Origin of the sequence: Rhodovulum visakhapatnamense (assembly GCF_004365965.1) — a bacterium.
In the GTDB taxonomy this organism is placed as follows: Bacteria; Pseudomonadota; Alphaproteobacteria; order Rhodobacterales; family Rhodobacteraceae; genus Rhodovulum; species Rhodovulum visakhapatnamense.
The window spans coordinates 121,869-144,842 of record NZ_SOEB01000001.1; the positions used below are offsets into that span (position 1 = coordinate 121,869).

25 protein-coding genes and 1 pseudogene are annotated in these 22,974 nt (G+C 66.4%); 20 read left to right on the forward strand and 6 right to left on the reverse strand.

All coding sequences use genetic code 11. The annotated features are described in order from the left end of the window. Positions 1 to 17: 17 nt before the first annotated feature. The 6 genes from EV657_RS00585 to radA form a co-directional block, all read right to left on the reverse strand. Positions 18 to 668 (reverse strand): protein-L-isoaspartate(D-aspartate) O-methyltransferase, encoded by a 651-nt coding sequence (locus tag EV657_RS00585; RefSeq protein WP_075786517.1) that lies wholly within the window; start codon positions 666 to 668, stop codon positions 18 to 20. Beyond that, entirely contained in the window at positions 665 to 1,450 is a 786-nt protein-coding gene (surE, locus tag EV657_RS00590; RefSeq protein WP_075786516.1) for a 5'/3'-nucleotidase SurE, read from the reverse strand. The genes EV657_RS00585 and surE overlap by 4 nt, the downstream gene beginning before the upstream one ends. A gap of 160 nt (positions 1,451 to 1,610) precedes the next feature. Next, complete coding sequence (locus EV657_RS00595; protein WP_134076821.1) at positions 1,611 to 2,273, reverse strand: SDR family NAD(P)-dependent oxidoreductase; 663 nt, start codon at positions 2,271 to 2,273, stop codon at positions 1,611 to 1,613. A gap of 84 nt (positions 2,274 to 2,357) precedes the next feature. Continuing rightward, positions 2,358 to 3,815 carry an amidophosphoribosyltransferase gene (gene purF, locus EV657_RS00600; protein WP_134076953.1) on the reverse strand — a complete coding sequence of 486 codons (1,458 nt, stop codon included), beginning with the start codon at positions 3,813 to 3,815 and terminating at the stop codon, positions 2,358 to 2,360. A gap of 171 nt (positions 3,816 to 3,986) precedes the next feature. Continuing rightward, positions 3,987 to 4,547: a CvpA family protein gene (locus EV657_RS00605; protein ID WP_075786514.1), complete on the reverse strand. Its 561-nt coding sequence runs from the start codon at positions 4,545 to 4,547 to the stop codon at positions 3,987 to 3,989. 20 nt (positions 4,548 to 4,567) lie between these two features. After that, positions 4,568 to 5,935, reverse strand: a complete 1,368-nt coding sequence (gene radA / locus EV657_RS00610) for a DNA repair protein RadA (RefSeq protein ID WP_112315770.1) — start codon at positions 5,933 to 5,935, stop codon at positions 4,568 to 4,570. Between the two features lie 115 nt (positions 5,936 to 6,050). Here radA and EV657_RS00615 point away from each other — a divergent pair, with 115 nt between their 5' ends. The 20 genes and pseudogenes from EV657_RS00615 (at position 6,051) to EV657_RS00705 (ending at position 22,965) form a co-directional block, all read left to right on the forward strand. Next, entirely contained in the window at positions 6,051 to 6,845 is a 795-nt protein-coding gene (locus EV657_RS00615) for a crotonase/enoyl-CoA hydratase family protein (RefSeq protein ID WP_113668334.1), read from the forward strand. Positions 6,846 to 7,153: 308 nt separating this feature from the next. Further along, positions 7,154 to 7,471 carry an NADH-quinone oxidoreductase subunit A gene (locus EV657_RS00620; RefSeq protein ID WP_237399721.1) on the forward strand — a complete coding sequence of 106 codons (318 nt, stop codon included), beginning with the start codon at positions 7,154 to 7,156 and terminating at the stop codon, positions 7,469 to 7,471. Next, a complete protein-coding gene (locus EV657_RS00625) occupies positions 7,462 to 7,995 on the forward strand; it encodes a NuoB/complex I 20 kDa subunit family protein (RefSeq protein ID WP_178390727.1) in 534 nt (177 codons plus the stop codon). Before EV657_RS00620 ends, EV657_RS00625 begins: the two co-directional genes overlap by 10 nt. A 3-nt stretch (positions 7,996 to 7,998) precedes the next feature. Continuing rightward, positions 7,999 to 8,601: an NADH-quinone oxidoreductase subunit C gene (locus EV657_RS00630; RefSeq protein ID WP_075786510.1), complete on the forward strand. Its 603-nt coding sequence runs from the start codon at positions 7,999 to 8,001 to the stop codon at positions 8,599 to 8,601. Continuing rightward, positions 8,601 to 8,726 (forward strand): hypothetical protein, encoded by a 126-nt coding sequence (locus tag EV657_RS22455; RefSeq protein ID WP_279587375.1) that lies wholly within the window; start codon positions 8,601 to 8,603, stop codon positions 8,724 to 8,726. The genes EV657_RS00630 and EV657_RS22455 overlap by 1 nt, the downstream gene beginning before the upstream one ends. A gap of 1 nt (position 8,727) precedes the next feature. Beyond that, a complete protein-coding gene (locus EV657_RS00635; protein WP_075786509.1) occupies positions 8,728 to 9,939 on the forward strand; it encodes an NADH-quinone oxidoreductase subunit D in 1,212 nt (403 codons plus the stop codon). Between the two features lie 43 nt (positions 9,940 to 9,982). Then, positions 9,983 to 10,693: pseudogene (gene nuoE, locus EV657_RS00640) on the forward strand (NADH-quinone oxidoreductase subunit NuoE); the annotation flags it as partial. 82 nt (positions 10,694 to 10,775) lie between these two features. After that, a complete protein-coding gene (locus tag EV657_RS21825) occupies positions 10,776 to 11,459 on the forward strand; it encodes a hypothetical protein (protein ID WP_208323197.1) in 684 nt (227 codons plus the stop codon). Between the two features lie 155 nt (positions 11,460 to 11,614). Then, entirely contained in the window at positions 11,615 to 12,910 is a 1,296-nt protein-coding gene (gene nuoF / locus EV657_RS00650; RefSeq protein ID WP_075786507.1) for an NADH-quinone oxidoreductase subunit NuoF, read from the forward strand. Between the two features lie 5 nt (positions 12,911 to 12,915). Continuing rightward, complete coding sequence (locus EV657_RS00655) at positions 12,916 to 13,296, forward strand: hypothetical protein (protein WP_134076822.1); 381 nt, start codon at positions 12,916 to 12,918, stop codon at positions 13,294 to 13,296. Positions 13,297 to 13,409: 113 nt separating this feature from the next. Further along, positions 13,410 to 13,850, forward strand: a complete 441-nt coding sequence (locus EV657_RS00660; RefSeq protein ID WP_134076823.1) for a DUF5333 domain-containing protein — start codon at positions 13,410 to 13,412, stop codon at positions 13,848 to 13,850. 162 nt (positions 13,851 to 14,012) lie between these two features. Continuing rightward, the gene (gene nuoG, locus EV657_RS00665) at positions 14,013 to 16,022 is read left to right on the forward strand and encodes an NADH-quinone oxidoreductase subunit NuoG (protein ID WP_113668337.1); all 2,010 of its coding nucleotides are present in this window, start codon (positions 14,013 to 14,015) and stop codon (positions 16,020 to 16,022) included. Between the two features lie 22 nt (positions 16,023 to 16,044). Then, entirely contained in the window at positions 16,045 to 16,437 is a 393-nt protein-coding gene (locus EV657_RS00670) for a hypothetical protein (protein ID WP_134076824.1), read from the forward strand. Positions 16,438 to 16,453: 16 nt separating this feature from the next. Further along, complete coding sequence (gene nuoH / locus EV657_RS00675; protein WP_075786503.1) at positions 16,454 to 17,491, forward strand: NADH-quinone oxidoreductase subunit NuoH; 1,038 nt, start codon at positions 16,454 to 16,456, stop codon at positions 17,489 to 17,491. Position 17,492: 1 nt separating this feature from the next. Continuing rightward, on the forward strand, positions 17,493 to 17,987 hold the full coding sequence (gene nuoI, locus EV657_RS00680; RefSeq protein ID WP_075786502.1) for an NADH-quinone oxidoreductase subunit NuoI: 495 nt from the start codon (positions 17,493 to 17,495) through the stop codon (positions 17,985 to 17,987). Beyond that, positions 17,984 to 18,394 (forward strand): carboxymuconolactone decarboxylase family protein, encoded by a 411-nt coding sequence (locus tag EV657_RS00685; protein ID WP_075786501.1) that lies wholly within the window; start codon positions 17,984 to 17,986, stop codon positions 18,392 to 18,394. The genes nuoI and EV657_RS00685 overlap by 4 nt, the downstream gene beginning before the upstream one ends. Next, positions 18,391 to 19,005, forward strand: a complete 615-nt coding sequence (locus EV657_RS00690) for an NADH-quinone oxidoreductase subunit J (protein ID WP_075786500.1) — start codon at positions 18,391 to 18,393, stop codon at positions 19,003 to 19,005. The genes EV657_RS00685 and EV657_RS00690 overlap by 4 nt, the downstream gene beginning before the upstream one ends. Positions 19,006 to 19,063: 58 nt before the next feature. Next, positions 19,064 to 19,369 (forward strand): NADH-quinone oxidoreductase subunit NuoK, encoded by a 306-nt coding sequence (nuoK, locus tag EV657_RS00695; RefSeq protein WP_042462923.1) that lies wholly within the window; start codon positions 19,064 to 19,066, stop codon positions 19,367 to 19,369. A 6-nt stretch (positions 19,370 to 19,375) separates the two neighbouring features. After that, positions 19,376 to 21,424 carry an NADH-quinone oxidoreductase subunit L gene (gene nuoL / locus EV657_RS00700; RefSeq protein ID WP_134076825.1) on the forward strand — a complete coding sequence of 683 codons (2,049 nt, stop codon included), beginning with the start codon at positions 19,376 to 19,378 and terminating at the stop codon, positions 21,422 to 21,424. Then, positions 21,424 to 22,965, forward strand: a complete 1,542-nt coding sequence (locus EV657_RS00705) for an NADH-quinone oxidoreductase subunit M (protein WP_075786498.1) — start codon at positions 21,424 to 21,426, stop codon at positions 22,963 to 22,965. Before nuoL ends, EV657_RS00705 begins: the two co-directional genes overlap by 1 nt. The last annotated feature ends 9 nt before the right edge of the window (positions 22,966 to 22,974 follow it).

Genomic DNA, 22,974 nt, shown 5'->3' on the forward strand with positions numbered 1-22,974 from the left:
CGCAGTCGTCTTCCGTCTCAGTCCTGACCGAGCCCCTCGAGAAGCGGCACGAACCGGACCTGCCGAAGCTCTTCATAGTCGAACCCGGTCTCGCCGCGGGTGACCTTGATCAGCCGCTGCACCGTGTCCGACTGTCCGACCGGCACGATCATGATACCGCCAACCCGCAACTGGGCCAATAGGGGGCCGGGCGGGTCTTCGGCGGCGGCGGTCACAAGAATGCGGTCGAAGGGCGCCTGATCGGGCAGGCCGCGCGATCCGTCGGCCGCCATCGCCGTGACATTGGTCAGCCCCAGCGCCTCGAACCGCTTCTGCGCCTCGGCCGCAAGCCTGCGGTGACGTTCCAGCGTGTAGACCCGGCGCGACAGCCGCGACAGCACCGCGGCCTGATAGCCCGAGCCGGTGCCGATCTCGAGCACCTTGTTGCGTGGCTGCAGGTTCAGCGCCTGGGTCATGATCGCCACCACCGAGGGCTGGCTGATGGTCTGGCCGCAGGCGATGGGCAGGGGCGTGTCGTCATAGGCATGGCGTGCGAAATGGCCGGTGACGAACTGGCCCCGGTCGATCTCTTCCATCGCGGTCAGCACGCGCCTGTCGGTCACGCCCCTGGAGCGGATCGCGAACAGGAACTGCATCTTGCGTTCGGCCGTCGCGTCGTCTCCGGTCATTCCAGTCGGGCCTTCACGTCGGCGATGCAGTCATGGGCGGTCAGATCGGCGCGCAACGGCGTCACCGCGATATAGCCGTCGAGGTTCAGCGCCGCGTCCGACCCGGGCGCGGTCGGCAGGTTCTGCGCCCCGCCCCGGATCCAGAGGAACCTGCGCCCCGAGGGCGACAGATGCGGCTCGACCCCGAAAGAGGCATCGCGGCGGTAGCCCTGCGGCCCGACCCTCAGCCCCTTGACCTGATCGGCCGGGACGGGCGGGAAATTCACGTTGTAGAACAGCCGGTAATCGGCGCCGTCCCAGGACCCCCGGTCCAGCAGCGCATTGACCGTTGCCGCACCATGGGCCGCAGCCGCCGCGAATTGCAGATCCTCGTCGTAATTCAGCGGCCCCAGATATTGTGACAGCGCGATCGCGGGCAGGCCCTGAAGCGCCGCCTCCATCGCGCCGCCGATGGTGCCCGAATAAAGCACGTTCTCGGCGGCGTTGTTGCCGCGATTGACACCCGACAGCACCAGATCGGGCCGGGCATCGGTCATCACATCGTAAAGCCCGGCCAGCACGCAATCGGCGGGCGAGCCTTCGGCGGCGAAGCGGCGCGGACCGAGCTCGGCGATCATCATCGGACGGGTGTAGGAAATCATGTGGCCGACGCCCGACTGCTCGAAGGCGGGCGCGACCACCCAGACCTCGCCGGTCGGGCCCGCGACCTCGGCCGCGATGGCCTCGAGCACCGCCAGCCCGGGGGCGTTGATCCCGTCGTCATTCGTGATGAGAATGCGCATCTGCTCAACCTTGCCTTATGGCCCTTCCATAGTGGAGCGGGCCCGAGGCGTAAAGGCGATGCCGGGGCCCGGGACCGGAAACCTTGCGGGAGGGGCGGCGACCGTCACCCCCGGAGAACGCGCGCGTGCCCCGGGGGCCGATCCCGCAGGCGGGCGGGCCTCAGGCCAGGCCGAGATCGGCGGCCAGACGGCGCGCCTCGTCGGCCGGGCGTGCCAGCGTGTCGGTCTTCTCGCCGGGATAAAGCCGGTTGCGGTGGTTCGTGGGCATCGGTGCGGGCACGAAGCGACGGACATGCACGTCCTGAAGCCGGGCCTGCTCGGCCTCCCAGGCCTGGAACAGCGCGCGCTGTGCGGCCTTGCAGGCGGCATAGGCGCCCAGGAAGGGGCCTTCGGCCGGATCGTCGATCAGGACCGCGCTGCCGCCGCCCGTGGCGGCGCGCAGAAGCGGCGCGACGAAGGATACAAGCACGCCCAGCGCCTCGACATCGGCCTTCACCGCCTTGGTCCAGAACGGCAGGTCGATCTGCTCGGCCGGGCTGAAGGGCGGCGACTGGATCGCGGCATGGACCCAGAGATCGACATGACCCCAGCGGTCATAGATCCCCCGGCACAGCGTGCGCATCGCGTCGGTTTCGGTGATGTCCATGGGCGCCAGCGTCGCGCTGCCGCCCAGGGCCTTGATCCGGTCGTCGAGTTCCTCGAGCGCACCGGTGGTGCGGCCGACCGCGACGACATGATAGCCGGCGCGCGCCAGCTCTTCGGCCACCGCCGCGCCGAATCCGCGCGAGGCGCCAGTCACAAGGGCAAGTTTCTGGTCTGTCATGGACGGTCCTTGGAATACCTGAGCGATGGCGTCAAGATCCCGGTCCCGGACGGGACCGGCCGGGCGACAATCCGGCGCAGGCGGCTATTCGGCCGCCTTGGTCTGGAAGCCCTTCTGGATCATGTCGCTGGGCGCCACCGGGTATTCGCCCGAGAAGCAGGCATCGCAATATTGCGGGCAGCGGTCGTTTCGGCCGGCGGCCTCGCCCGCGGCCCGGTACAGCCCGTCGAGCGAGATGAACCGGAGGCTGTCGACGCCCAGATAGTCGCACATCTCGTCCTCGGACATGCGGCTGGCCAGAAGCTTGTCGCGGTGGGGCGTGTCGACGCCGTAGAAGCAGGGCCAGGCGGTCGGCGGGCTCGCGATCCGGAAATGGACCTCGGCCGCGCCCGCATCGAGGATCATCTCGCGGATCTTGCGGCTGGTCGTGCCGCGCACCACGCTGTCATCGACGAGGACGATCCGCTTGCCAGCGATCAGGGCGCGATTGACGTTCAGCTTGAGCCGCACGCCCATGTTGCGGATCTGCTCGGTCGGTTCGATGAAGGTCCGGCCCATATACTGGTTGCGGATGATCCCCATCCCGTAGGGGATGCCGCTTTCATGGCTGAAGCCGATGGCGGCGGGGGTGCCGCTGTCGGGCACCGGGCACACGAGATCGGCCTCGACCGGCGCCTCGCGGGCCAGTTCGATCCCGATCTGGCGCCGGGTCTCGTAGACCGAGCGGCCGCCGAGGATCGAGTCGGGGCGCGAGAAATAGACATGCTCGAAGATGCAGAAGCGCGAGGAGCGGTGTTCGAACGGATGAAAGCTCTCGACCCCCTTTTCGGGCGAGATCAGCACCATTTCGCCCGGCTCGATCTCGCGCACGAATTCGGCGCCGATGATGTCGAGCGCGCAGGTCTCCGAGCTCAGCACCCAGCCATCGCCGATCCGGCCCAGCACCAGCGGCCGCACCCCCAGCGGGTCGCGCACGCCGATCAGCTTGGTCCGGGTCATCGCCACGACCGAGAAGGCACCCTCGACCCGGCGCAGCGCGTCCTTCATGCGTTCGGGGATGGTCTTCTGGAACGAGCGCGCCATCAGGTGGATGATGCATTCGCTGTCGGACGAGCTCTGGAAGATCGAGCCGTGCTGGATCAGTTCGCGGCGCAGCGCCTCGGCATTGGTGATGTTGCCGTTATGGGCAATGGCGGCGCCCCCCATGGCGAACTCGCCGAAGAAGGGCTGGACGTCGCGGATCGCGGTCTGGCCCTTCGATCCGGCGGTCGAATAGCGGACATGGCCGATGGCCAGCGACCCGGGCAGGGTCTCCATCAGGCTGGCCTTGGTGAAGTTGTCGCGGACATAGCCGAAGCGGCGGGCCGACTGGAATCCGGTCACCGGGTCGTAAGAGACGATCCCGCCCGCCTCCTGGCCGCGATGCTGAAGGGCGTGCAGGCCGAGGGCCACGAAATTGGCGGCATCCGCCAGGCCGATCACGCCGAAGACCCCGCATTCCTCCTTGAGCTTGTCGTCGTCGAAGGGATGCGCGGGGGGCATGGTGCGGAAGGATGGCTGGCGCATGGGCAGCGGGGCTCCGAATCCGTCTGAAGGAAGTTGGCCCTTCTCTAGTCCCTCCGGCGTCCGGTGTCACGAAAGGATCATTAAGAAAGGTTCACGCCCGCGCGACTCGGCTGTGCGCGGGGCAGAGAAGGGGCGGTTGGTGTGGGGTTATTGCGCCGTGCCGCAGGTGCCCACCAGCTGTTCGTACTGGACCGTCAGCCAGCCCAGCGCCTGATCGGGATTGGTTTCGGCGATCTTGGCGGTCAGCGAGGCGAAGACTGCGGACGAGCGCGAATTTTCAACCGCCGGGAAGCTGTGATCGGTGATGACCATGCCGTAGACGAAGAAGGCGACCGCCACCAGAAGCGCGCCGCGCACCGCGCCGAAGAGAAACCCGAGGCTCTGGTCGACGCCGCCCAGCACCGAGCCCTGGATCATCGAGGACAGAAGCGGCGTGAACAGCGACACCACGACCAGCGCCGCCGCGAAGACCGCCGCGAAGGAGGCCAGGATCGCGATTTCGCAGGAGCTGCCGATGAAATCGCCCAGGTACGGGATCTCGCGCACCAGCGGCTCGGCCTGCGGCGCGAAGGTGAAGGCGACGATTGCCGCGATGATCCAGCCGGCGATGGCCATGACCTCGCGCACCATTCCGCGCGAATAGGCAAGCACGGCCGAGACCAGGATCACGGCGGCAACGATGCCGTCAACGACGGTGAATGACTCCATGGATCAGGTCCCTCCTCGGGCTAGCCGGCGCCGAATATTTCCCCGACAAAGGCGGTCAGGTCGGGCATTTGCCGGACCTTCATGCCGCCGGGTGCGCCGAGCTTGCTGCGTTCGGGCGCGATCGCGCTGGAAAAACCAAGTTTCAGCGCCTCTTTCAACCGGTTTTCGGTCTGGGCGACGGGCCGCAGCGCCCCGGAGAGGGAAATTTCGCCGAAAAGGACACAGTCGGGGGGCAGGGCGACATCTTCGCGCGCCGACAGCAAGGCGGCTGCGACGGCCAGATCGGCGGCGGGCTCGGTCACCTTCAGCCCGCCCGCCACGTTCAGATAGACATCGAAGCCCGCAAAGGGGATGCCGCAGCGCGCCTCAAGCACCGCCAGCGTCGTCGAGAGCCGCCCGGCATCGAGCCCGACCGCACTTCGCCGCGGCGTGCCCAGCGGCGAGGGCGCGACCAGCGCCTGGATCTCGGTCAGCACCGGCCGGGTGCCCTCGATGCCCGCGAAGACGGCGGCGCCCGGGGCAGGAGTGCCGCGTTCGGACAGGAACAGCGCCGAGGGGTTCGCGACCTCGGCAAGCCCGCCGCCGGTCATCTCGAACACCCCGATCTCGTCGGCCGGGCCGAAGCGGTTCTTGACGCTGCGCAGGATGCGGAACTGATGCCCGCGCTCGCCCTCGAAATAAAGCACCGTGTCGACCATGTGCTCGACGACACGGGGGCCCGCGATCTGACCTTCCTTGGTGACATGGCCGACCAGCATCACCGCGGTGCCGTGGCGCTTGGCGAAGACGGTCAGCTCATGCGCCGAGGCGCGCACCTGCGCGACCGAGCCCGGCGCGCTGTCGACCATGTCGGCCCAGAGCGTCTGGATCGAGTCGATGATCGCCAGGTCGGGCTTTTCGGCCTCGAGCGTGGTCAGGATCGCGCGCAGGTCGGTTTCGGTGGCCAGCTTCACCGGCGCCTCGGCCAGCCCCAGCCGCCGCGCCCGCATTCGTACCTGCGCGCTGGCCTCCTCGCCCGAGATGTAAAGGCATTTGAGCCCCTGATTGGCGAAGGCGGCGGCGGCCTGCAGCAACAGTGTCGACTTGCCGATGCCCGGATCGCCGCCGACCAGAATCGCCGAGGCCGGGACCAGCCCGCCGCCCAGCACCCGGTCGAATTCGCCCAGGCCCGAGGCCGCGCGGGGCGGCTCGGGTTCCGACGTCGCCAGATCGCTGAGCGCCAGCCGCCGCCCGCGCGCGGGGCCCAACGACTTCTTAGCCGGGCCCGCGCTCAGCGGGACGTCCTCGACGATGGTGTTCCAGGCGCCACAGGCCTCGCAGCGCCCCGACCATTTGGTCTGGGTCGCGCCGCAGGCGGTGCAGGTGAAGACGGTGCTGGGTTTGGCCATGCCTCTAGCTGCCCGAGCCCGCGCGGCGTTGCAAGGCCGCTTCGGCGGGCCGGCTTGTCCCCGGGCCGGGGTCGCGGCTAGGCTTTGGCCCGAAACCGCCAACGGGAGGGGCAGGATGCAGGACGGGCTTGAGATCGGGATCGACGGACGCGGCGTCGCGCGGGTCACGCTGCGGCGCGAGGACAAGCATAATGCGTTATCCTCGGACCTGATCGCGGCGCTGACTGGCGCCGCCGAGGCTCTGGGCGCCGATCCGGCGGTCCGCGCGGTGGTGCTGACCGGGGCGGGCGAGAGCTTTTGCGCGGGCGGCGATCTGGGCTGGATGGCGGCGCAGATGCAGGCCGATGCCGCCACCCGCGCCGCCGAGGCGCGCAAGCTGGCCGGGATGCTGCGCGCCCTGAACGAGATGCCGAAGCCGCTGATCGGCCGGGTGCAGGGGCAGGCCTTCGGCGGCGGCATCGGACTGATTTCGGTCTGCGACGTGGCCGTGGGCGTCGAGACCGCCCGGTTCGCGCTGACCGAGACCCGGCTTGGGCTGATTCCGGCCACCATCGGCCCCTATGTCGTGGCGCGGCTGGGCGAGGCGCATGCGCGGCGGGTGTTCATGTCGGGGCGGCGCTTCGACGCGGCCGAGGCGGTGGCGCTTGGCCTGCTGGCCCGCGCGGTGCCCGCCGCCGGTCTGGACGACGCGGTCGAGGCAGAGATCGCGCCCTATCTGGCCTGCGCGCCGGAGGCGGTCGCGCGGGCCAAGGCGCAGGTGCTGAGCCTTGGGCCGCGGATCGACGATGCGGTCATCGAGGCCAGCATCGCCCGGCTGGTCGCGGCCTGGGAAACCCCCGAAGCGGCTGAGGGAATCGCGGCCTTCTTCGACCGCCGGAAACCCGGCTGGGCGCTGCCGTCCGACCGGTGACCCACTTGCGTTTCGGAACGTAAACCGGCCGAAACCATGGCGGAAAACACCTTTTAACATGGCTTTGAGGGCAAAAGCCGGATCGTCGCATTTTCAATGCGCACGACTGTATACATTTCTGCTGCGGCACTGTAACAGAAGGGCGCGGATCGCGGGGCGGGGCGGTTGACCCTCTGCCGCGGCGCCGACTAACGTCATGGTCGGAAAACCAGTGCGCACGGCACCGGCCCGCGCGCGGCACGCAAGACAGGGAGACCGAGGTGGACCAGCTCCTGAGCAACTACCTTCCCATCGCGATATTCTTCGGCATGGCCATCGGCCTGGGTTTGATCCTGATGCTGTCGGCTGTGATCGTTGCGGTCCGCCACCCGGACCCCGAGAAGCTGTCGGCCTATGAATGCGGGTTCAACGCCTTCGACGATGCGCGCATGACCTTCGACGTGCGGTTCTATCTGGTGGCGATCCTGTTCATCATCTTCGACCTCGAGATTGCATTTCTCTTTCCCTGGGCCGTCGCTTTCGGCACCATCGGGCTTGTCGGGTTCTGGTCGATGATGGTTTTCCTGGCCGTTCTGACGATCGGCTTTGCCTATGAATGGAAGAAGGGGGCGCTCGAATGGGCGTGATGACTGGCCCCAACACCGCCGGGGGCGATCCCGAAACGGCGACCCAGGCGCTGAATGCCGAGCTTCAGGACCGGGGCTTCCTGGTGACCTCGACGGCCGACATCATCAACTGGGCGCGGACCGGCAGCCTGCACTGGATGACCTTCGGGCTGGCCTGCTGCGCGGTCGAGATGATGCAGGTCTCGATGCCGCGTTATGATCTGGAACGCTTCGGCACCGCGCCGCGCGCCAGTCCGCGCCAGTCGGACCTGATGATCGTCGCGGGCACGCTGACCAACAAGATGGCGCCCGCGCTGCGCAAGGTCTACGACCAGATGCCCGAGCCGCGCTATGTGATCTCGATGGGCTCCTGCGCCAATGGCGGCGGCTATTACCACTATTCCTATTCGGTGGTGCGCGGCTGCGACCGCGTGGTGCCGGTCGATATCTATGTGCCGGGCTGTCCGCCCACGGCAGAGGCGCTGCTGTACGGCATCCTGCAGTTGCAGCGCAAGATCCGCCGCACCGGGACCATCGTGAGGTAAGCCATGGACGAGACGCTGAAAGAACTCGGTGCCCTGATCGCGGCCAAGCGCCCCGATTGCGTGATCGGCTGGGAGGTCGCGCATGGCGAGCTGAACATCGACGCCGCCCCGGCCGCGATCGTCGCCTTCACCGAATTCCTGCGCTCGGATGCGGGCTGCCGGTTCTCGTCGCTGGTCGACATCACCGCCGTCGACCGCCCCGAACGGGACGCCCGCTTTGTCGTCGTCTATCACTTCCTGTCGATGTACCAGAACCAGCGGATCCGCATTCGCTGTGCGGTGCGCGAGGACGAAATGATCCCGTCGATCGTGTCGGTCCACCCCTCGGCCAACTGGTTCGAGCGCGAGGTGTTCGACATGTTCGGCATCGTCTTCTCGGGCCATCCCGACCTCAGGCGCCTGCTGACCGATTACGGCTTCCGCGGCCATCCGCTGCGCAAGGACTTCCCGACCACGGGCTATACCGAGGTCCGCTATGACGAGGCGCAGAAACGCGTCGTCTACGAACCCGTCAAGCTGGTGCAGGAATTCCGCCAGTTCGACTTCATGTCGCCCTGGGAGGGTGCCGACTATATCCTGCCCGGCGACGAGAAGGCGAAGGCGTGATGGAACGGCTCTGCTGCATCCCCGTCATCGCCAATGGGGCTGGCTACGACTGTCGCGCGGCCGCTGTCCGGTCGACGCGGAAACAGGGCTTCGGGGTCGGCGCCGCCGCCCGGATGGAGGTCTGAGATGAAGGACAACGCCTTCCAGGACGTGCGGACCGACGAACAGAAGATCCGCAACTTCAACATCAACTTCGGCCCGCAACACCCTGCGGCGCATGGGGTTCTAAGGCTGGTGCTGGAGCTTGACGGCGAAATCGTCGAGCGCGCCGACCCGCATATCGGGCTGCTGCATCGCGGCACCGAGAAGCTGATGGAGAGCCGCACCTATCTGCAGAACCTGCCCTATCTCGACCGGCTCGACTATGTGGCCCCGATGAACCAGGAACATGCCTGGTGTCTGGCCATCGAGAAGCTGACCGGGATCGAGGTGCCGCGCCGCGCCCAGCTGATCCGGGTGCTGTTCTGCGAGATCGGGCGGGTGTTGAACCACCTGCTGAACGTTACGACCCAGGCGATGGACGTGGGCGCGCTGACGCCGCCGCTCTGGGGCTTCGAAGAACGCGAGAAGCTGATGATCTTCTACGAGCGCGCTTGCGGGGCCCGCCTTCATGCCGCCTATTTCCGCCCCGGCGGCGTGCATCAGGACCTGCCGCCCCAGCTGATCGAGGATATCGACGCCTGGGCCGTGGACTTCCCGCGGGTGCTCGACGATCTGAACGGGCTTCTGACCGAGAACCGGATCTTCAAGCAGCGCAACGTCGATATCGGCGTCGTCAGCGAACAGGAGATCCTCGACTGGGGGTTCTCGGGCGTGATGGTGCGCGGCTCGGGCCTGGCGTGGGATTTGCGCCGCTCGCAGCCCTACGAATGCTACAGCGAATTCGACTTCGAGATCCCCGTCGGCAAGAACGGCGACTGTTACGACCGCTATCTGGTCCGCATGGAAGAGATGCGCCAGTCGACTCACATCATCCGCCAGGCCTGTGCCAAGCTGCGCAAGGAACCCGGCGAGGTGCTGGCGCGCGGCAAGATCACGCCGCCGAAACGGTCCGACATGAAGACCTCGATGGAAGCGCTGATCCATCACTTCAAGCTTTACACCGAAGGCTTCCACGTGCCCGCGGGCGAGGTTTATGCCGCGGTCGAGGCGCCCAAGGGCGAATTCGGCGTCTACCTCGTTGCCGACGGCACCAACAAGCCCTATCGCGCCAAGCTGCGCGCGCCGGGCTTCCTGCACATGCAGGCGATGGACCATATCTCAAGAGGCCACATGCTGGCCGACGTGGCGGCGATCATCGGCACGCTCGACATCGTCTTCGGCGAGGTCGACAGATGAACCTTGCCGAGCAATTCCCCGAATACCAAGAGTTTTCCGACCGATGCTGAGACGCCTTCACCCTCACCAGCCCGACAGCTTCGCCTTCACGCCCGAGAATCGCAAATGGGCCGAGGCGCAGCTGACGAAATATCCCGAGGGCCGCCAGGCCTCGGCGATCATTCCGCTGCTGTGGCGCGCGCAGGAGCAGGAAGGCTGGCTGACCCGTCCGGCCATCGAATACGTGGCCGACATGCTGGGCATGCCCTATATCCGGGCGCTGGAGGTCGCGACCTTCTACTTCATGTTCCAGCTGGTGCCGACCGGCTCGGTCGCCCATGTCCAGATCTGCGGCACCACGTCTTGCCTGATCTGCGGCGCCGAGGACCTGATTGCGGTCTGCAAGGACAAGATCGCGCCGACCCCGCACACGCTTTCTGCGGATGGCAAGTTCAGCTGGGAAGAGGTCGAATGCCTCGGCGCCTGCTCGAACGCGCCGATGATGCAGGTCGGCAAGGACTATTACGAAGACCTCACCGCCGAGCGGCTGGCCGAGATCCTGGATGCGCTGGCGAAGGGCGACGTCCCGGTGCCGGGGCCGCAGAACGGCCGGTTCGCCTCGGAACCCAAGGGGGCTCTGTCCAGCCTGACCGGCGGCGAGAAGGTCAACGCGCACAATGCGTCCGCGGCGCGGGCGCTCGATATCGGCGATACGGTCAAACGGATCGATGGAACCGAAGTGCCGGTTCTGACCTCCTGGCGTCGGGCGGGGGCTGCGGCGGAAGACGTCAAGACAGGCGGAAGCTAAGGCGTTACAAATGGCTTCGGAAGAAAAACCGTCGTAGCGGAGAGAACGCATGAACATTTCTCGCACAGAAGCAAGACTCAAGTTTGCCATCTTCTGGTGGCTGGTCGCCGCGCTTTGCGGTCTGACCGTGGCCACCATCGGCTATGCCGTCGGCCTCTGGGCCCTCGGCGCCTTCATCGGCGGCGTCGGCACCTTCGTGGTGGCCGGGCTGATCCTCACCTGGGGTTTCTGCCACACCGATGCCGAGTTCTCGGCCATGGTCGCCAAGAAGCGCGAGGCGATGGCCGCGATGAAGCCCTATCGCGATGCCAATGCCGCAATCGTGATCCCGAACCGTCCGAAGCCCGGCGGTCCGAAAGTGGCCCCGACCGTGCCGAAATCGGCGCCGAAGGCCGCGCCTGCCCCCAAGGCGGCGCCCAAGGCTCCGGTGATGGAGACCTCGTCCCCAAAGCCTGAGGCGGCGCCCACAGCCGCTGAAAAAATGGTGGGGAGCCGTCCCGCCGCGCTGTCGGCTCCTCGGGCCGGCGGTGCTGACGACCTCAAGAAGATCAAGGGCGTCGGTCCGAAACTGGAAAAGCAGGTGAACGATCTGGGGATCTATCACTACGACCAGATCGCGTCCTGGACGGCCAAAGACGTGGCCTGGATGGACGAGAACCTGGAAGGCTTCAAAGGCCGTGTCAGTCGGGATGACTGGGTGGCACAGGCCAAGGCTCTGGCCAGCGAGGCCTGAGCGCGGCAGGGCAGGCGGGCCGTTTGCGAACGGCCGCGGCAGGTGCCCCTGCGAGATCATGAAAGCGCCCGGCGGGTGGCCATGCCAGCCCGCCGGACGCGCCAAGACCCAGCAGGCCGCGAGGCCGCGTCAGGACACCACAGCGGGGACGAACCATGCTGACCGATCAGGACCGGATCTTTACCAATCTCTACGGGATGTTCGACCGCAGCCTCTCTGGCGCGCGCGCCCGGGGACATTGGGACGGCACGGCTCAGGTCATCGCCAAGGGCCGGGACTGGATCATCGACGAGATGAAGAAATCCGGATTGCGCGGCCGAGGCGGGGCTGGTTTCCCTACCGGGCTTAAATGGTCCTTCATGCCGAAGGAAAGCGACGGAAGGCCGCACTACCTTGTAATCAACGCCGACGAGTCCGAGCCGGGCACCTGCAAGGACCGCGAAATCATGCGGCACGACCCCCATACGCTGATCGAGGGCGCGCTGATCGCCTCTTTCGCGATGGGCGCGCATGCCGCCTATATCTACATCCGGGGCGAATATATCCGCGAGCGCGAGGCGCTGCAGGCGGCCATCGACGAGGCCTATGATGCGGGCCTTCTGGGCGCCAATGCCGCCAAGTCGGGCTGGGATTTCGACCTGTACCTGCATCACGGCGCGGGCGCCTATATCTGCGGCGAGGAAACCGCCCTGCTGGAAAGCCTCGAGGGCAAGAAGGGCATGCCGCGGATGAAGCCGCCCTTCCCGGCGGGCTCGGGGCTTTACGGCTGTCCGACCACGGTCAACAACGTCGAATCCATCGCCGTGGTGCCGACCATCCTGCGTCGCGGCGGGGACTGGTTCGCCTCCTTCGGGCGGCCGAACAATGCCGGCACCAAGCTTTTCGCGGTCTCGGGCCATGTGAACCGGCCCTGCGTGGTCGAGGAAAGCATGTCGATCGGGCTGCGCGAGTTGCTGGACCGCCATTGCGGCGGCGTTCGCGGCGGATGGGACAATCTCAAGGCGGTGATCCCGGGCGGCTCTTCTGTGCCGCTTTTGCCCGCCAGCATCTGCGAGGATGCGATCATGGATTTCGACTGGCTGCGCGAACAGCGTTCGGGTCTTGGCACCGCGGCCGTGATCGTGATGGACCAGTCGACCGATGTCATCAAGGCGATCTGGCGGCTGGCCTCGTTCTACAAACATGAAAGCTGCGGCCAGTGCACGCCCTGCCGCGAGGGCACCGGCTGGATGATGCGGGTGATGGACCGTCTGGTGAAGGGCGAGGCCGAGATCGAAGAGATCGACATGCTGTTCGACGTCACCAGGCAGGTCGAAGGCCACACGATCTGCGCGCTCGGCGACGCGGCGGCCTGGCCGATCCAGGGGCTGATCCGGCATTTCCGCGACGAGATCGAGGACCGGATCAGGGCGCAAAAGGCCGGGCGCACTGGCGTCCTGGCAGCGGAGTGATTTTCATGCGGCTTGTCGGTTTTCAGGGTGCGGTCTTGGCGGTCCTGCTTGCGGGACCGGCTCTGGCAGAGCCCGCTTTGCTGAAGGTGGATTTCGGCTTCTTTCCCAAGGGCACGACCTGCCAGCCCTACGGCACCGGTGGCAAGGTCACGATGAAAGAGGGCCGCGAGATCCGCTTCAAGATCAAGGGCGATACGGGGCATGTCTCGTTCCGCTGCAAGCAGCCGGATGGCCGGTCCTTCGAGGTTCAGACCGGTCGGCTCCTGCCGACGGGCAACCCCAGCATGGTCGCGGTCCAGATCAACCAGGACGACCACGCGCATGTGCTTTGGGATGACGGCGGACTGCGCAAGACCGTCGTGGCCGACGTGCTGAAATGGAAATGACGGCGGCGGAGCAGGCGGATGAGCGAGATCAGGAAGATCGTCACCGACAGCCCCGAGATCGAGCCCCGGATCGAGGCGCGGACCATCGGACGCGCCAGCGCGGTGGCGGCGGCGTGATCGCGGGGGCGGTCATATCGCCCGGAGGACGGGCCGCGGCGCTTGCCGCGACGCTGGCCCTTGCCGCTGCGGCCACGGCCGAGGGGGCAGAGGCGCGTCCGGCACTTGGCGAGCAGACCGAGATCGTCGAGGGGCTGCAGGTGATCGCGACCGCGAACATGATCCGCAAGCAATGCCCGCGGATCGAGGCGCGGATGCTGACCGCCTATGGCTATATGCGCGGGCTGAATTCGCGGGCCTCGCGGCTTGGCTATTCCGATGCCGAGATCCGGGCCTTCGTCGAGGACAAGGCCGAAAAGGCGCGGGTCGAGGGCGCCGCGCGGGACTGGCTGGCGGCACGGGGCGTCCGGCGGGACCGGCCTGAGAGCTACTGCCCGGTCGGTCTGGCCGAAATCCGGGCCCGGACCGAAATCGGCCGACTGTTGAGGGCGCGCTAGGCATGGCGGTGCGGGCAGGGCCGATGGCGGCAGGAACAGGCCGGAGGGGCGCCGGACGGGCGGCCCTTGCGGCGGGCACGGGCGCCGGGCGCGCCCGCCCCGGGATCTAGGACGCAGCCCGCCGGACCGGGGGCGGGACGCAGCAAGCGACAAGGCAAGAGCATGGCACAGCTACGCAAGATCATCATCGACGGCACAGAGATCGAGGTCGACCCGGCCATGACGGTGCTTCAGGCCTGCGAGGTCGCCGGGATCGAGATCCCGCGCTTCTGCTACCATGAACGCCTGTCCATCGCCGGCAACTGCCGGATGTGTCTGGTCGAGATCGTCGGCGGCCCGCCCAAGCCCGCCGCCTCCTGCGCGATGCAGGTCAAGGACCTGCGCCCCGGCCCCGACGGCGCGCCGCCGGTCGTCAAGACCAACTCGCCCATGGTCAAGAAGGCCCGCGAGGGGGTGATGGAGTTCCTGCTGATCAACCACCCGCTCGACTGTCCGATCTGCGATCAGGGCGGCGAATGCGACCTGCAGGATCAGGCGATGGCCTATGGCGTCGATTTCAGCCGCTATCGCGAGCCCAAGCGCGCCTCGATTGACCCCGATCTGGGCCCGCTGGTCGGCACCTGCATGACCCGCTGCATCTCCTGCACCCGCTGCGTGCGCTTCACGACCGAGGTCGCGGGCATCACCCAGATGGGCCAGACCGGCCGCGGCGAGGATGCCGAGATCACCTCCTATCTGGGCCAGACGCTGGACAGCGAGCTGCAGGGCAACATCATCGACCTGTGCCCGGTCGGCGCGCTGACCTCGAAGCCCTATGCCTTCACCGCCCGTCCCTGGGAACTGACCAAGACCGAAACCATCGACGTGATGGATGCGCTGGGGTCGAATATCCGGGTCGACACAAAGGGCCGCGAAGTGATGCGGATCCTGCCGCGCAACCATGACGGCGTGAACGAGGAATGGATCTCGGACAAGACCCGCTTTGTCTGGGACGGTCTGAAGCGCCAGCGGCTCGACCGGCCCTATCTCCGCGAGAACGGCAAGCTGCGTCCCGCGAGCTGGCCCGAGGCGCTGCGTGCGGCCGCAGCCGCCATGACTGGCCGCAAGGTCTCCGGGCTGATCGGCGATCTGGCCCCGGCCGAGGCGATCTTCGCGCTGAAATCGCTGGTCGAGGGGCTGGGCGGCACCGTCGAATGCCGGACCGACGGGGCCAAGCTGCCTGCGGGCAACCGGTCGGCCTATGTCGGCACCGCGGCCATCGAGGATATCGACCATGCCCGGCAGATCTATCTGATCGGCAGCAATCCGCGCGCCGAGGCGCCGGTGCTGAACGCCCGCATCCGCAAGGCATGGATGCAGGGCGCGGCCGTGCACCGGGTCGGCCCGGCGGCCGATCTGACCTATGACGTGATCGAGGAAGGCACCGACCGCGCGGCGCTGGTGAAGTTGGCGAAAGCCGCGAAACCGGCAGAAGGCGCGCTGGTCATCGTCGGGCAGGGCGCGCTGATCGAGGCCGATGGCGCGGCCGTCCTCAGCCAGGCGATGGCGCTGGCGGGCGGGCTGGGCGCGGGGCTTCTGGTGCTGCACACCGCCGCTTCGCGGGTCGGCGCGCTGGATCTGGGCGCCGTCACCGAGGGCGGGATCGAGGCCGCGACGAAAGGCGCCGAGGTCATCTACAATCTGGGCGCCGACGAGGTCGAGATCGGCGAGGGTCCCTTCGTCATCTATCAGGGCAGCCATGGCGACCGCGGCGCGCATCGTGCCGACATCATCCTGCCCGGCGCGGCCTATACCGAAGAGGCGGGGCTGTTCGTCAATACCGAGGGGCGGCCGCAGATGGCGCTGCGCGCGGGCTTCCCGCCGGGCGAGGCCAAGGAGAACTGGGCGATCCTGCGGGCGCTGTCGGCCGAGCTTGGCGCGACGCTGCCCTTCGACGATCTGGTGCAGCTGCGCCGCAAGCTGGTCGCGGCGGCGCCGGATCTGGCGCTGGTCGACGAGGTGATCGTGAACCACTGGCAGCCGCTGCCGGTGACCGAGCCTGCCCGGGCCGAGTTCCGCTATGCGGTCAAGGATTTCTACCTGACCAACCCGATTGCCCGTGCCTCGGCGCTGATGGCCGAGCTGTCGGCCAATGCCAAGGCCCGGCGCGCCGCGCCGATGGCGGCGGAATAGGGTGGGTCTGGCGCCCCGACATATGGCCGGGCTGGCCGTCGCGGTGGCGACCGGAATCGCGGCGGGCTGTTCCCCGCTGCCGGGTCCCGCTCCCGAGGGCTCTGCGCCCGCCTATCTGGGTGCCGAGACCACGGCGCTGAAGGATGGGCTGGTCGAGGTGGCGCTGACGATGCGCGATCCCGGCGGGGTCGCGGCGCTGGACGAGTACGGGCGCTGCGCGGTCGCGCGGCATGCGCTCGACACCGGGTTCGGCTTCGCGCGCCATCTGCGCACGCGGATCGGCCGCGAGCAGGGCGGCGTCTGGACGGCAGACGCGGTCTACATGATGACAAGGACGTTTCCGCGGGGCGTCAGCCGGGTCGAGGCCCGGCAGGAAGTAAAAGACTGCGCCGCGCGGGGCGTACCGACGGTCTGAGGAATGACGAGGCGAGATGGCTGACTTCATGGATACCGGCATTGGGCTGGCGCTGACGATCATGGGACATGGCCTGCTGGTCATCGCCTTCGTGATGGTGTCGCTGCTGTTCCTGGTCTATGGCGACCGCAAGATCTGGGCGGCGGTGCAGATGCGGCGCGGGCCCAACGTGGTGGGGGTCTTCGGGATCCTGCAGACCGTGGCCGACGCGCTGAAATACGTGGTAAAGGAGGTGGTGATCCCCGCGGGGGTCGACCGCCCGGTCTTCTTCATCGCGCCGCTCATCGCCTTCGTGATGCCGCTGCTCTGCTGGGCGGTGATCCCGTTCTCGGACCGGCTGGTGATGGCCGATATCAACGTGGCCGTTCTCTACATCCTCGCGATCTCGTCGCTCGAGGTCTATGGCGTCATCATGGGCGGCTGGGCGTCGAACTCGAAATACGCGTTCCTCGGCTCGTTGCGGTCTGCGGCGCAGATGATCTCCTACGAGGTGTCGATCGGGCTGATCATCATCGGGGTGATCCTGTCGACGGGCTCGCTGAACTTCGGCGACATCGTCGCCGCCCAGGACGGCCGCTTCGGCTTCCTGTCCTGGTACTGGCTGCCGCATTTCCCGATGGTGTTCCTGTTCTTCATCTCGGCGCTGGCCGAAACCAACCGTCCGCCCTTCGACCTTCCCGAGGCCGAGTCGGAACTGGTCGCGGGCTATCAGGTGGAATACGGCTCGACGCCCTTCCTGCTGTTCATGGCCTGCGAATACATCGCGATCTTCCTGATGTGCGCGCTGATCAGCCTTCTGTTCTTCGGCGGCTGGCTGTCGCCCATCCCGGGTCTGCCCGACGGCGCGATCTGGATGGTGGCCAAGATGGCGGTGTTCTTCTTCCTCTTCTCGATGGTCAAGGCCATCGTCCCGCGCTACCGCTACGACCAGCTGATGCGGCTGGGCTGGAAGGTGTTCCTGCCGATGTCGCTGATCTGGGTCGTCGCGGTGGCCTTCTTCGCACAATTCGAACTGTTCGGCGGCGCCTATGCCCGCTGGGCGGTGGGAGGCTGACATGGCTGCAATCGACTGGCAACGGGCGGGCAAGTACTTCCTGCTTCTGGACTTCTTCGAAGGCTTCAAGCTCGGGATGAAGTATTTCTTCGCCCCCAAGGCGACGCTGAACTATCCGCATGAAAAAGGGCCGCTCAGCCCGCGGTTCCGGGGCGAGCATGCGCTCCGGCGCTATCCCTCGGGCGAGGAACGCTGCATTGCCTGCAAGCTCTGCGAGGCGATTTGCCCGGCCCAGGCCATCACCATCGATGCCGAACCGCGCGAGGACGGTTCGCGCCGGACCACGCGCTACGACATCGACATGACCAAGTGCATCTATTGCGGCTTCTGCCAGGAAGCCTGTCCGGTCGATGCCATCGTCGAGGGGCCGAATTTCGAATTCGCGACCGAAACCCGCGAAGAGCTGTTCTACGACAAGGCCAAGCTGCTTGAAAACGGCGACCGCTGGGAGGCCGAGATCGCCCGCAACCTCGAACTGGACGCGCCCTACAGATGAGCGGATACGCGAAACTCTTCGAACAGATGCTGGAGCAGAGCCACAAGATGGCCCGCGCCTTCAACCCGGCGCTGGAAAGCTTCCAGGTGCACGGGTTCGACAAGCTGATCCCGACCATGCCCAAGGACTTCATGGACATGATGTGGGGCAACACGTTCAACCCCGAGGGGCTGGACAGCAAGACCCGGCTGCTGGCGGTGATCGCGGGGCTCACGGTGCTGGGCGCGCAGGCCGACGCCCAGTTCAAGATCACGGTCCGCCACGCGCTTGAGGCCGGGGCGACGGAACGCGAGATCGCCGAGGTGATCTACCAGATGGCGATGCTGGGCGGGATCCCCGCCATGAGCCGGGCGCTGGAACTGGCGCAGACGGTATTCGACGAAAAGGACGAGGAGACGGGCAAATGACCCTGGGTGAATTCGCGTTCTATGCGTTTTCTGTGGTGACCGTGGTCTCGGGCCTGTTCGTGGTCCTGGCGCGCAACCCCGTGCATTCGGTCCTGTGGCTGATCCTGGCCTTTCTCAGCTCGGCCGGGCTTTTCGTGCTGCTGGGCGCGGAATTCGTGGCGATGCTGATGGTGATCGTCTATGTCGGCGCCGTCGCCGTGCTGTTCCTCTTCGTGGTGATGATGCTCGATGTGGATTTCACCGAGCTCAAGGCGAAGATGGCCTCGTATTTCCCCATCGCGGGACTGATCGGCGCGGTCTTCCTGGCGCAGCTGGTGCTGGTCTACGGCGTCTGGAAAAGCGCGGACGGCGCTGCGGCGCTGCGGGGCGCGCCGACGCCCGACCCGGCCGAGATCCACAACACGCTGGCGATCGGTCAGCTCATCTATGACGACTACATCCATCTCTTCCAGGCCGCGGGGCTGGTGCTGCTGGTCGCGATGATCGGCGCCATCGTGCTGACGCTTCGCCACCGGCCGAACGTCAAGCGCCAGAACGTGCTGGCGCAGATGTATCGCGATCCGGCGAAGGCGATGGAACTGAAAGACGTGAAACCGGGGCAGGGGCTGTGAGCGGCACCGCGACCACGGTTCGGAAGGGACTAGCGGGCGGACGGCCCGGAGGGACGGAATGATCGGACTGGAACATTACCTGACGGTGGCTGCGGCGTTGTTCGTCATCGCCATCTTCGGGATCTTCGTGAACCGCAAGAACGTGATCGTCATCCTGATGTCGATCGAGCTGATGCTCTTGTCGGTCAACATCAACCTGGTCGCCTTCTCGGCCTATCTGGGCGACCTGGTCGGCCAGATCTTCACCATGTTCGTGCTGACCGTCGCCGCGGCCGAAGCCGCCATCGGGCTTGCCATCCTGGTCTGCTTCTACCGCAACCGCGGGTCGATCGCGGTCGACGATGTCAACGTGATGAAAGGCTAGGGGCTCATGGAAAAGATCATCCTCTTCGCCCCGCTGATCGGCGCGCTTCTCTGCGGCTTCGGCTACCGGATGTTCGGCGAGAAGGCCGCGATGTGGATCACCACCGCGATGGTGTTCCTGTCGATGCTGTTCTCCTGGGTCGTGTTCATGGGCTTCGACGGCGAGATGCGCCAGGTCGAGATCTTCCGCTGGATCGACAGCGGCAGCTTCGTGGCCGACTGGGCGATCCGCATCGACCGGCTGACCGCGATCATGCTGATCGTGGTGACGACTGTCTCGGCCTTCGTCCATCTCTACAGCTTCGGCTACATGGCGCATGACCCCGAATGGCGCGAGGGCGAAAGCTACAAGCCGCGCTTCTTCGCCTATCTGTCCTTCTTCACCTTCACCATGCTGGCGCTGGTGACGGCCGACAACCTTGTCCAGCTGTTCTTCGGCTGGGAGGGCGTGGGCGTCGCCTCGTATCTGCTGATCGGGTTCTATTACCGCAAGCCCTCGGCCAATGCCGCGGCGATCAAGGCCTTCGTGGTCAACCGGGTCGGCGATTTCGGCTTCCTGCTGGCGATGTTCGCGCTGTTCTTCCTGCTCGACAGCGTCCGCTTCGACGACATCTTCGACAAGGCGCCCGAGCTGGCGACGATGCAGCTGAGCTTCCTGAACGGGACCTGGAGCGCGGCCAATGTGGTGGGCGTGCTGCTCTTCATCGGGGCGATGGGGAAATCGGCCCAGCTGTTCCTGCATACCTGGCTGCCCGACGCGATGGAGGGTCCGACGCCCGTTTCCGCGCTGATCCACGCCGCGACCATGGTCACGGCCGGGGTATTCCTGGTCTGCCGGATGTCGCCGGTGCTGGAATTCGCCCCCGACGCCAAGAACATGATCGTCTTCATCGGCGCGGTGACCGCCTTCTTCGCGGCGACCGTGGGTCTGGTGCAGAACGACATCAAGCGGGTGATCGCCTATTCGACCTGTTCGCAGCTGGGCTACATGTTCGTGGCGGCGGGCGTCGGCGTCTATTCGGCGGCGATGTTCCACCTGCTGACGCATGCCTTCTTCAAGGCGCTTCTGTTCCTCTGCGCGGGCTCGGTCATCCATGCCATGCATCACGAACAGGACATGCGGAACTATGGCGGGCTGAGGAAGAAGATCCCCTTCACCTTCTGGACGATGGTGATCGGCACGCTGGCCATCACCGGTGTCGGCATTCCGCTGACCCATATCGGTTTCGCGGGGTTCCTGTCGAAGGACGCCATCATCGAAAGCGCCTGGGGCGGGCATGCCTATTTCGCCTTCTGGATGCTCGTGATCGCCGCGGCCTTCACCAGCTTCTATTCCTGGCGGCTGATCTTCATGACCTTCTTCGGCGAGGCGCGGGGCGACCGGCGGGCTCATGACCATGCCCATGAAAGCCCGGTGACCATGCTGGTTCCTCTGGGCGTACTGAGCGTCGGCGCGGTGCTTGCGGGCATGCTGTGGTACGGCAACTTCTTCGGCGACCATGACAGCGTGAACCGCTTCTACGGGGTGCCCTCGCATGAGGTGGCCGCCGTCGCGGGGCATGGCGAGACCGCCGCCGAGGGCGAAGCCGCGGCCGCGCTGCCGGGGCAGGGCGCGATCTATACCGCGCCCGACAACCACGCGATGGAAAACGCCCATCACGCGCCCCAATGGGTCAAGGCCTCGCCCTTCCTGGCGATGCTTGCGGGCTTCGCCGTGGCGTGGCTCTTCTACATCAACAAGCCCGAGCTTCCGGGCCAGACCGCGCGCGCGGCCCGTCCGCTGTACCTGTTCCTGCTGAACAAGTGGTATTTCGACGAGCTTTATGACGCGATCATCGTCCAGCCCGCCCGCAATATCGGGCGCGCGCTCTGGAAGGGAGGCGATGGCGGCATCATCGATGGCGGCATCAACGGGGTGGCGATGGGCATCGTGCCCTTCTTCACCCGTGTCGCCGGGCGGCTGCAGTCGGGCTATCTGTTCCACTACGCCTTCGCCATGGTCATCGGCATCGCCGTACTCGTCACCTGGATGGCTCTGACCGGAGGGGCCGAGTAATGGACAACCTGCTTTCCATCATCACCTTCACGCCCCTGATCGCGGCGCTGATCCTGGGTGTCTTCCTCAAGGGCGACAGCCCCTCGGATCAGGCCAATGCGAAATGGGTGGCGCTGATCGCGACGACGGCGACCTTCCTGATCTCGCTCTTCGTGCTGTTCGAGTTCGATCCCTCGGATGCCGGCTTCCAGTTCGTCGAGGACCGGTCCTGGCTGCTGGGGCTGCGCTACAAGATGGGCGTCGACGGCATCTCGATCCTCTTCGTGATGCTGACCACCTTCCTGATGCCGATCACCATTGGCGCCTGCTGGACGGTGACGCACCGGGTCAAGGAATACATGATCGCCTTCCTGGTGCTGGAAACGCTGATGCTGGGCGTCTTCTGCGCGCTCGATCTGGTGCTGTTCTACCTCTTCTTCGAGGGCGGCCTGATCCCGATGTTCCTGATCATCGGCATCTGGGGCGGCAAGGACCGGATCTACGCCACCTTCAAGTTCTTCCTCTACACCTTCCTCGGGTCCGTCCTGATGCTGGTGGCGATGGTGGCCATGTACATGGATGCGGGCACCACCGACATTCCGACCCTGCTGGCGCATCAGTTCAGCGCGGGCGACATCGTCATCGGCGGCAAGACGATTGTCGGCGGCATGCAGACCTTCCTGTGGTTCGCTTTCCTCGCCTCCTTCGCGGTCAAGATGCCGATGTGGCCGGTCCATACCTGGCTGCCCGACGCCCACGTGCAGGCGCCGACGGCGGGGTCCGTGGTGCTGGCGGCGATCATGCTGAAGATGGGCGGCTACGGCTTCCTGCGCTTCAGCCTGCCGATGTTCCCGGTCGCTTCGGACATCTGGGCGCCGCTGATCTTCTGGATGTCGGCCATCGCCATCGTCTACACCTCGCTGGTGGCGCTGGCGCAGCAGGACATGAAGAAGCTGATCGCCTATTCGTCGGTCGCCCATATGGGCTATGTGACCATGGGCATCTTTGCCGCAAACCAGCAGGGCGTCGACGGCGCGATCTTCCAGATGCTGAGCCACGGCTTCGTCTCGGGCGCGCTGTTCCTTTGCGTGGGCGTGATCTACGACCGCATGCACACCCGAGAGATCGACGCCTATGGCGGGCTCGTGAACCGCATGCCCGCCTATGCGCTGGTCTTCATGCTGTTCACCATGGCCAATGTGGGGCTGCCGGGCACCTCGGGCTTCATCGGCGAGTTCCTGACGCTGGCGGGCATCTTCCAGGTCAATACCTGGGTGGCGGCGGTCGCCGCGACCGGGGTGATCCTGTCGGCGGCCTATGCGCTTTGGCTTTACCGTCGGGTGGTGTTCGGCGACCTGATCAAGGAATCGCTCCGGTCCATAACCGACATGAACCTGCGCGAGCGCGCGATCTTCGCGCCGCTGGTGGCGATGACGCTTCTGCTGGGCGTCTACCCGTCGCTGGTGACCGACATCATCGGGCCCTCGGTCGAGGCGCTTCTTTCGAACTACCAGATGGCACTGGCCGAGACGCCCGTCTCGACCCAGCTGGCCGGAAACTGAGGGGAACGA

Coding starts and splice junctions, on each gene's coding strand:
- EV657_RS00585 (WP_075786517.1), bottom strand. CDS start 668: ATGACCGGAGACGACGCGACGGCCGAACGCAAGATGCAGTTCCTGTTC.
- surE (WP_075786516.1), bottom strand. CDS start 1,450: ATGCGCATTCTCATCACGAATGACGACGGGATCAACGCCCCCGGGCTG.
- EV657_RS00595 (WP_134076821.1), bottom strand. CDS start 2,273: ATGACAGACCAGAAACTTGCCCTTGTGACTGGCGCCTCGCGCGGATTC.
- purF (WP_134076953.1), bottom strand. CDS start 3,815: ATGCCCCCCGCGCATCCCTTCGACGACGACAAGCTCAAGGAGGAATGC.
- EV657_RS00605 (WP_075786514.1), bottom strand. CDS start 4,547: ATGGAGTCATTCACCGTCGTTGACGGCATCGTTGCCGCCGTGATCCTG.
- radA (WP_112315770.1), bottom strand. CDS start 5,935: ATGGCCAAACCCAGCACCGTCTTCACCTGCACCGCCTGCGGCGCGACC.
- EV657_RS00615 (WP_113668334.1), top strand. CDS start 6,051: ATGCAGGACGGGCTTGAGATCGGGATCGACGGACGCGGCGTCGCGCGG.
- EV657_RS00620 (WP_237399721.1), top strand. CDS start 7,154: ATGGCCATCGGCCTGGGTTTGATCCTGATGCTGTCGGCTGTGATCGTT.
- EV657_RS00625 (WP_178390727.1), top strand. CDS start 7,462: ATGGGCGTGATGACTGGCCCCAACACCGCCGGGGGCGATCCCGAAACG.
- EV657_RS00630 (WP_075786510.1), top strand. CDS start 7,999: ATGGACGAGACGCTGAAAGAACTCGGTGCCCTGATCGCGGCCAAGCGC.
- EV657_RS22455 (WP_279587375.1), top strand. CDS start 8,601: ATGGAACGGCTCTGCTGCATCCCCGTCATCGCCAATGGGGCTGGCTAC.
- EV657_RS00635 (WP_075786509.1), top strand. CDS start 8,728: ATGAAGGACAACGCCTTCCAGGACGTGCGGACCGACGAACAGAAGATC.
- EV657_RS21825 (WP_208323197.1), top strand. CDS start 10,776: ATGAACATTTCTCGCACAGAAGCAAGACTCAAGTTTGCCATCTTCTGG.
- nuoF (WP_075786507.1), top strand. CDS start 11,615: ATGCTGACCGATCAGGACCGGATCTTTACCAATCTCTACGGGATGTTC.
- EV657_RS00655 (WP_134076822.1), top strand. CDS start 12,916: ATGCGGCTTGTCGGTTTTCAGGGTGCGGTCTTGGCGGTCCTGCTTGCG.
- nuoG (WP_113668337.1), top strand. CDS start 14,013: ATGGCACAGCTACGCAAGATCATCATCGACGGCACAGAGATCGAGGTC.
- EV657_RS00670 (WP_134076824.1), top strand. CDS start 16,045: ATGGCCGGGCTGGCCGTCGCGGTGGCGACCGGAATCGCGGCGGGCTGT.
- nuoH (WP_075786503.1), top strand. CDS start 16,454: ATGGCTGACTTCATGGATACCGGCATTGGGCTGGCGCTGACGATCATG.
- nuoI (WP_075786502.1), top strand. CDS start 17,493: ATGGCTGCAATCGACTGGCAACGGGCGGGCAAGTACTTCCTGCTTCTG.
- EV657_RS00685 (WP_075786501.1), top strand. CDS start 17,984: ATGAGCGGATACGCGAAACTCTTCGAACAGATGCTGGAGCAGAGCCAC.
- EV657_RS00690 (WP_075786500.1), top strand. CDS start 18,391: ATGACCCTGGGTGAATTCGCGTTCTATGCGTTTTCTGTGGTGACCGTG.
- nuoK (WP_042462923.1), top strand. CDS start 19,064: ATGATCGGACTGGAACATTACCTGACGGTGGCTGCGGCGTTGTTCGTC.
- nuoL (WP_134076825.1), top strand. CDS start 19,376: ATGGAAAAGATCATCCTCTTCGCCCCGCTGATCGGCGCGCTTCTCTGC.
- EV657_RS00705 (WP_075786498.1), top strand. CDS start 21,424: ATGGACAACCTGCTTTCCATCATCACCTTCACGCCCCTGATCGCGGCG.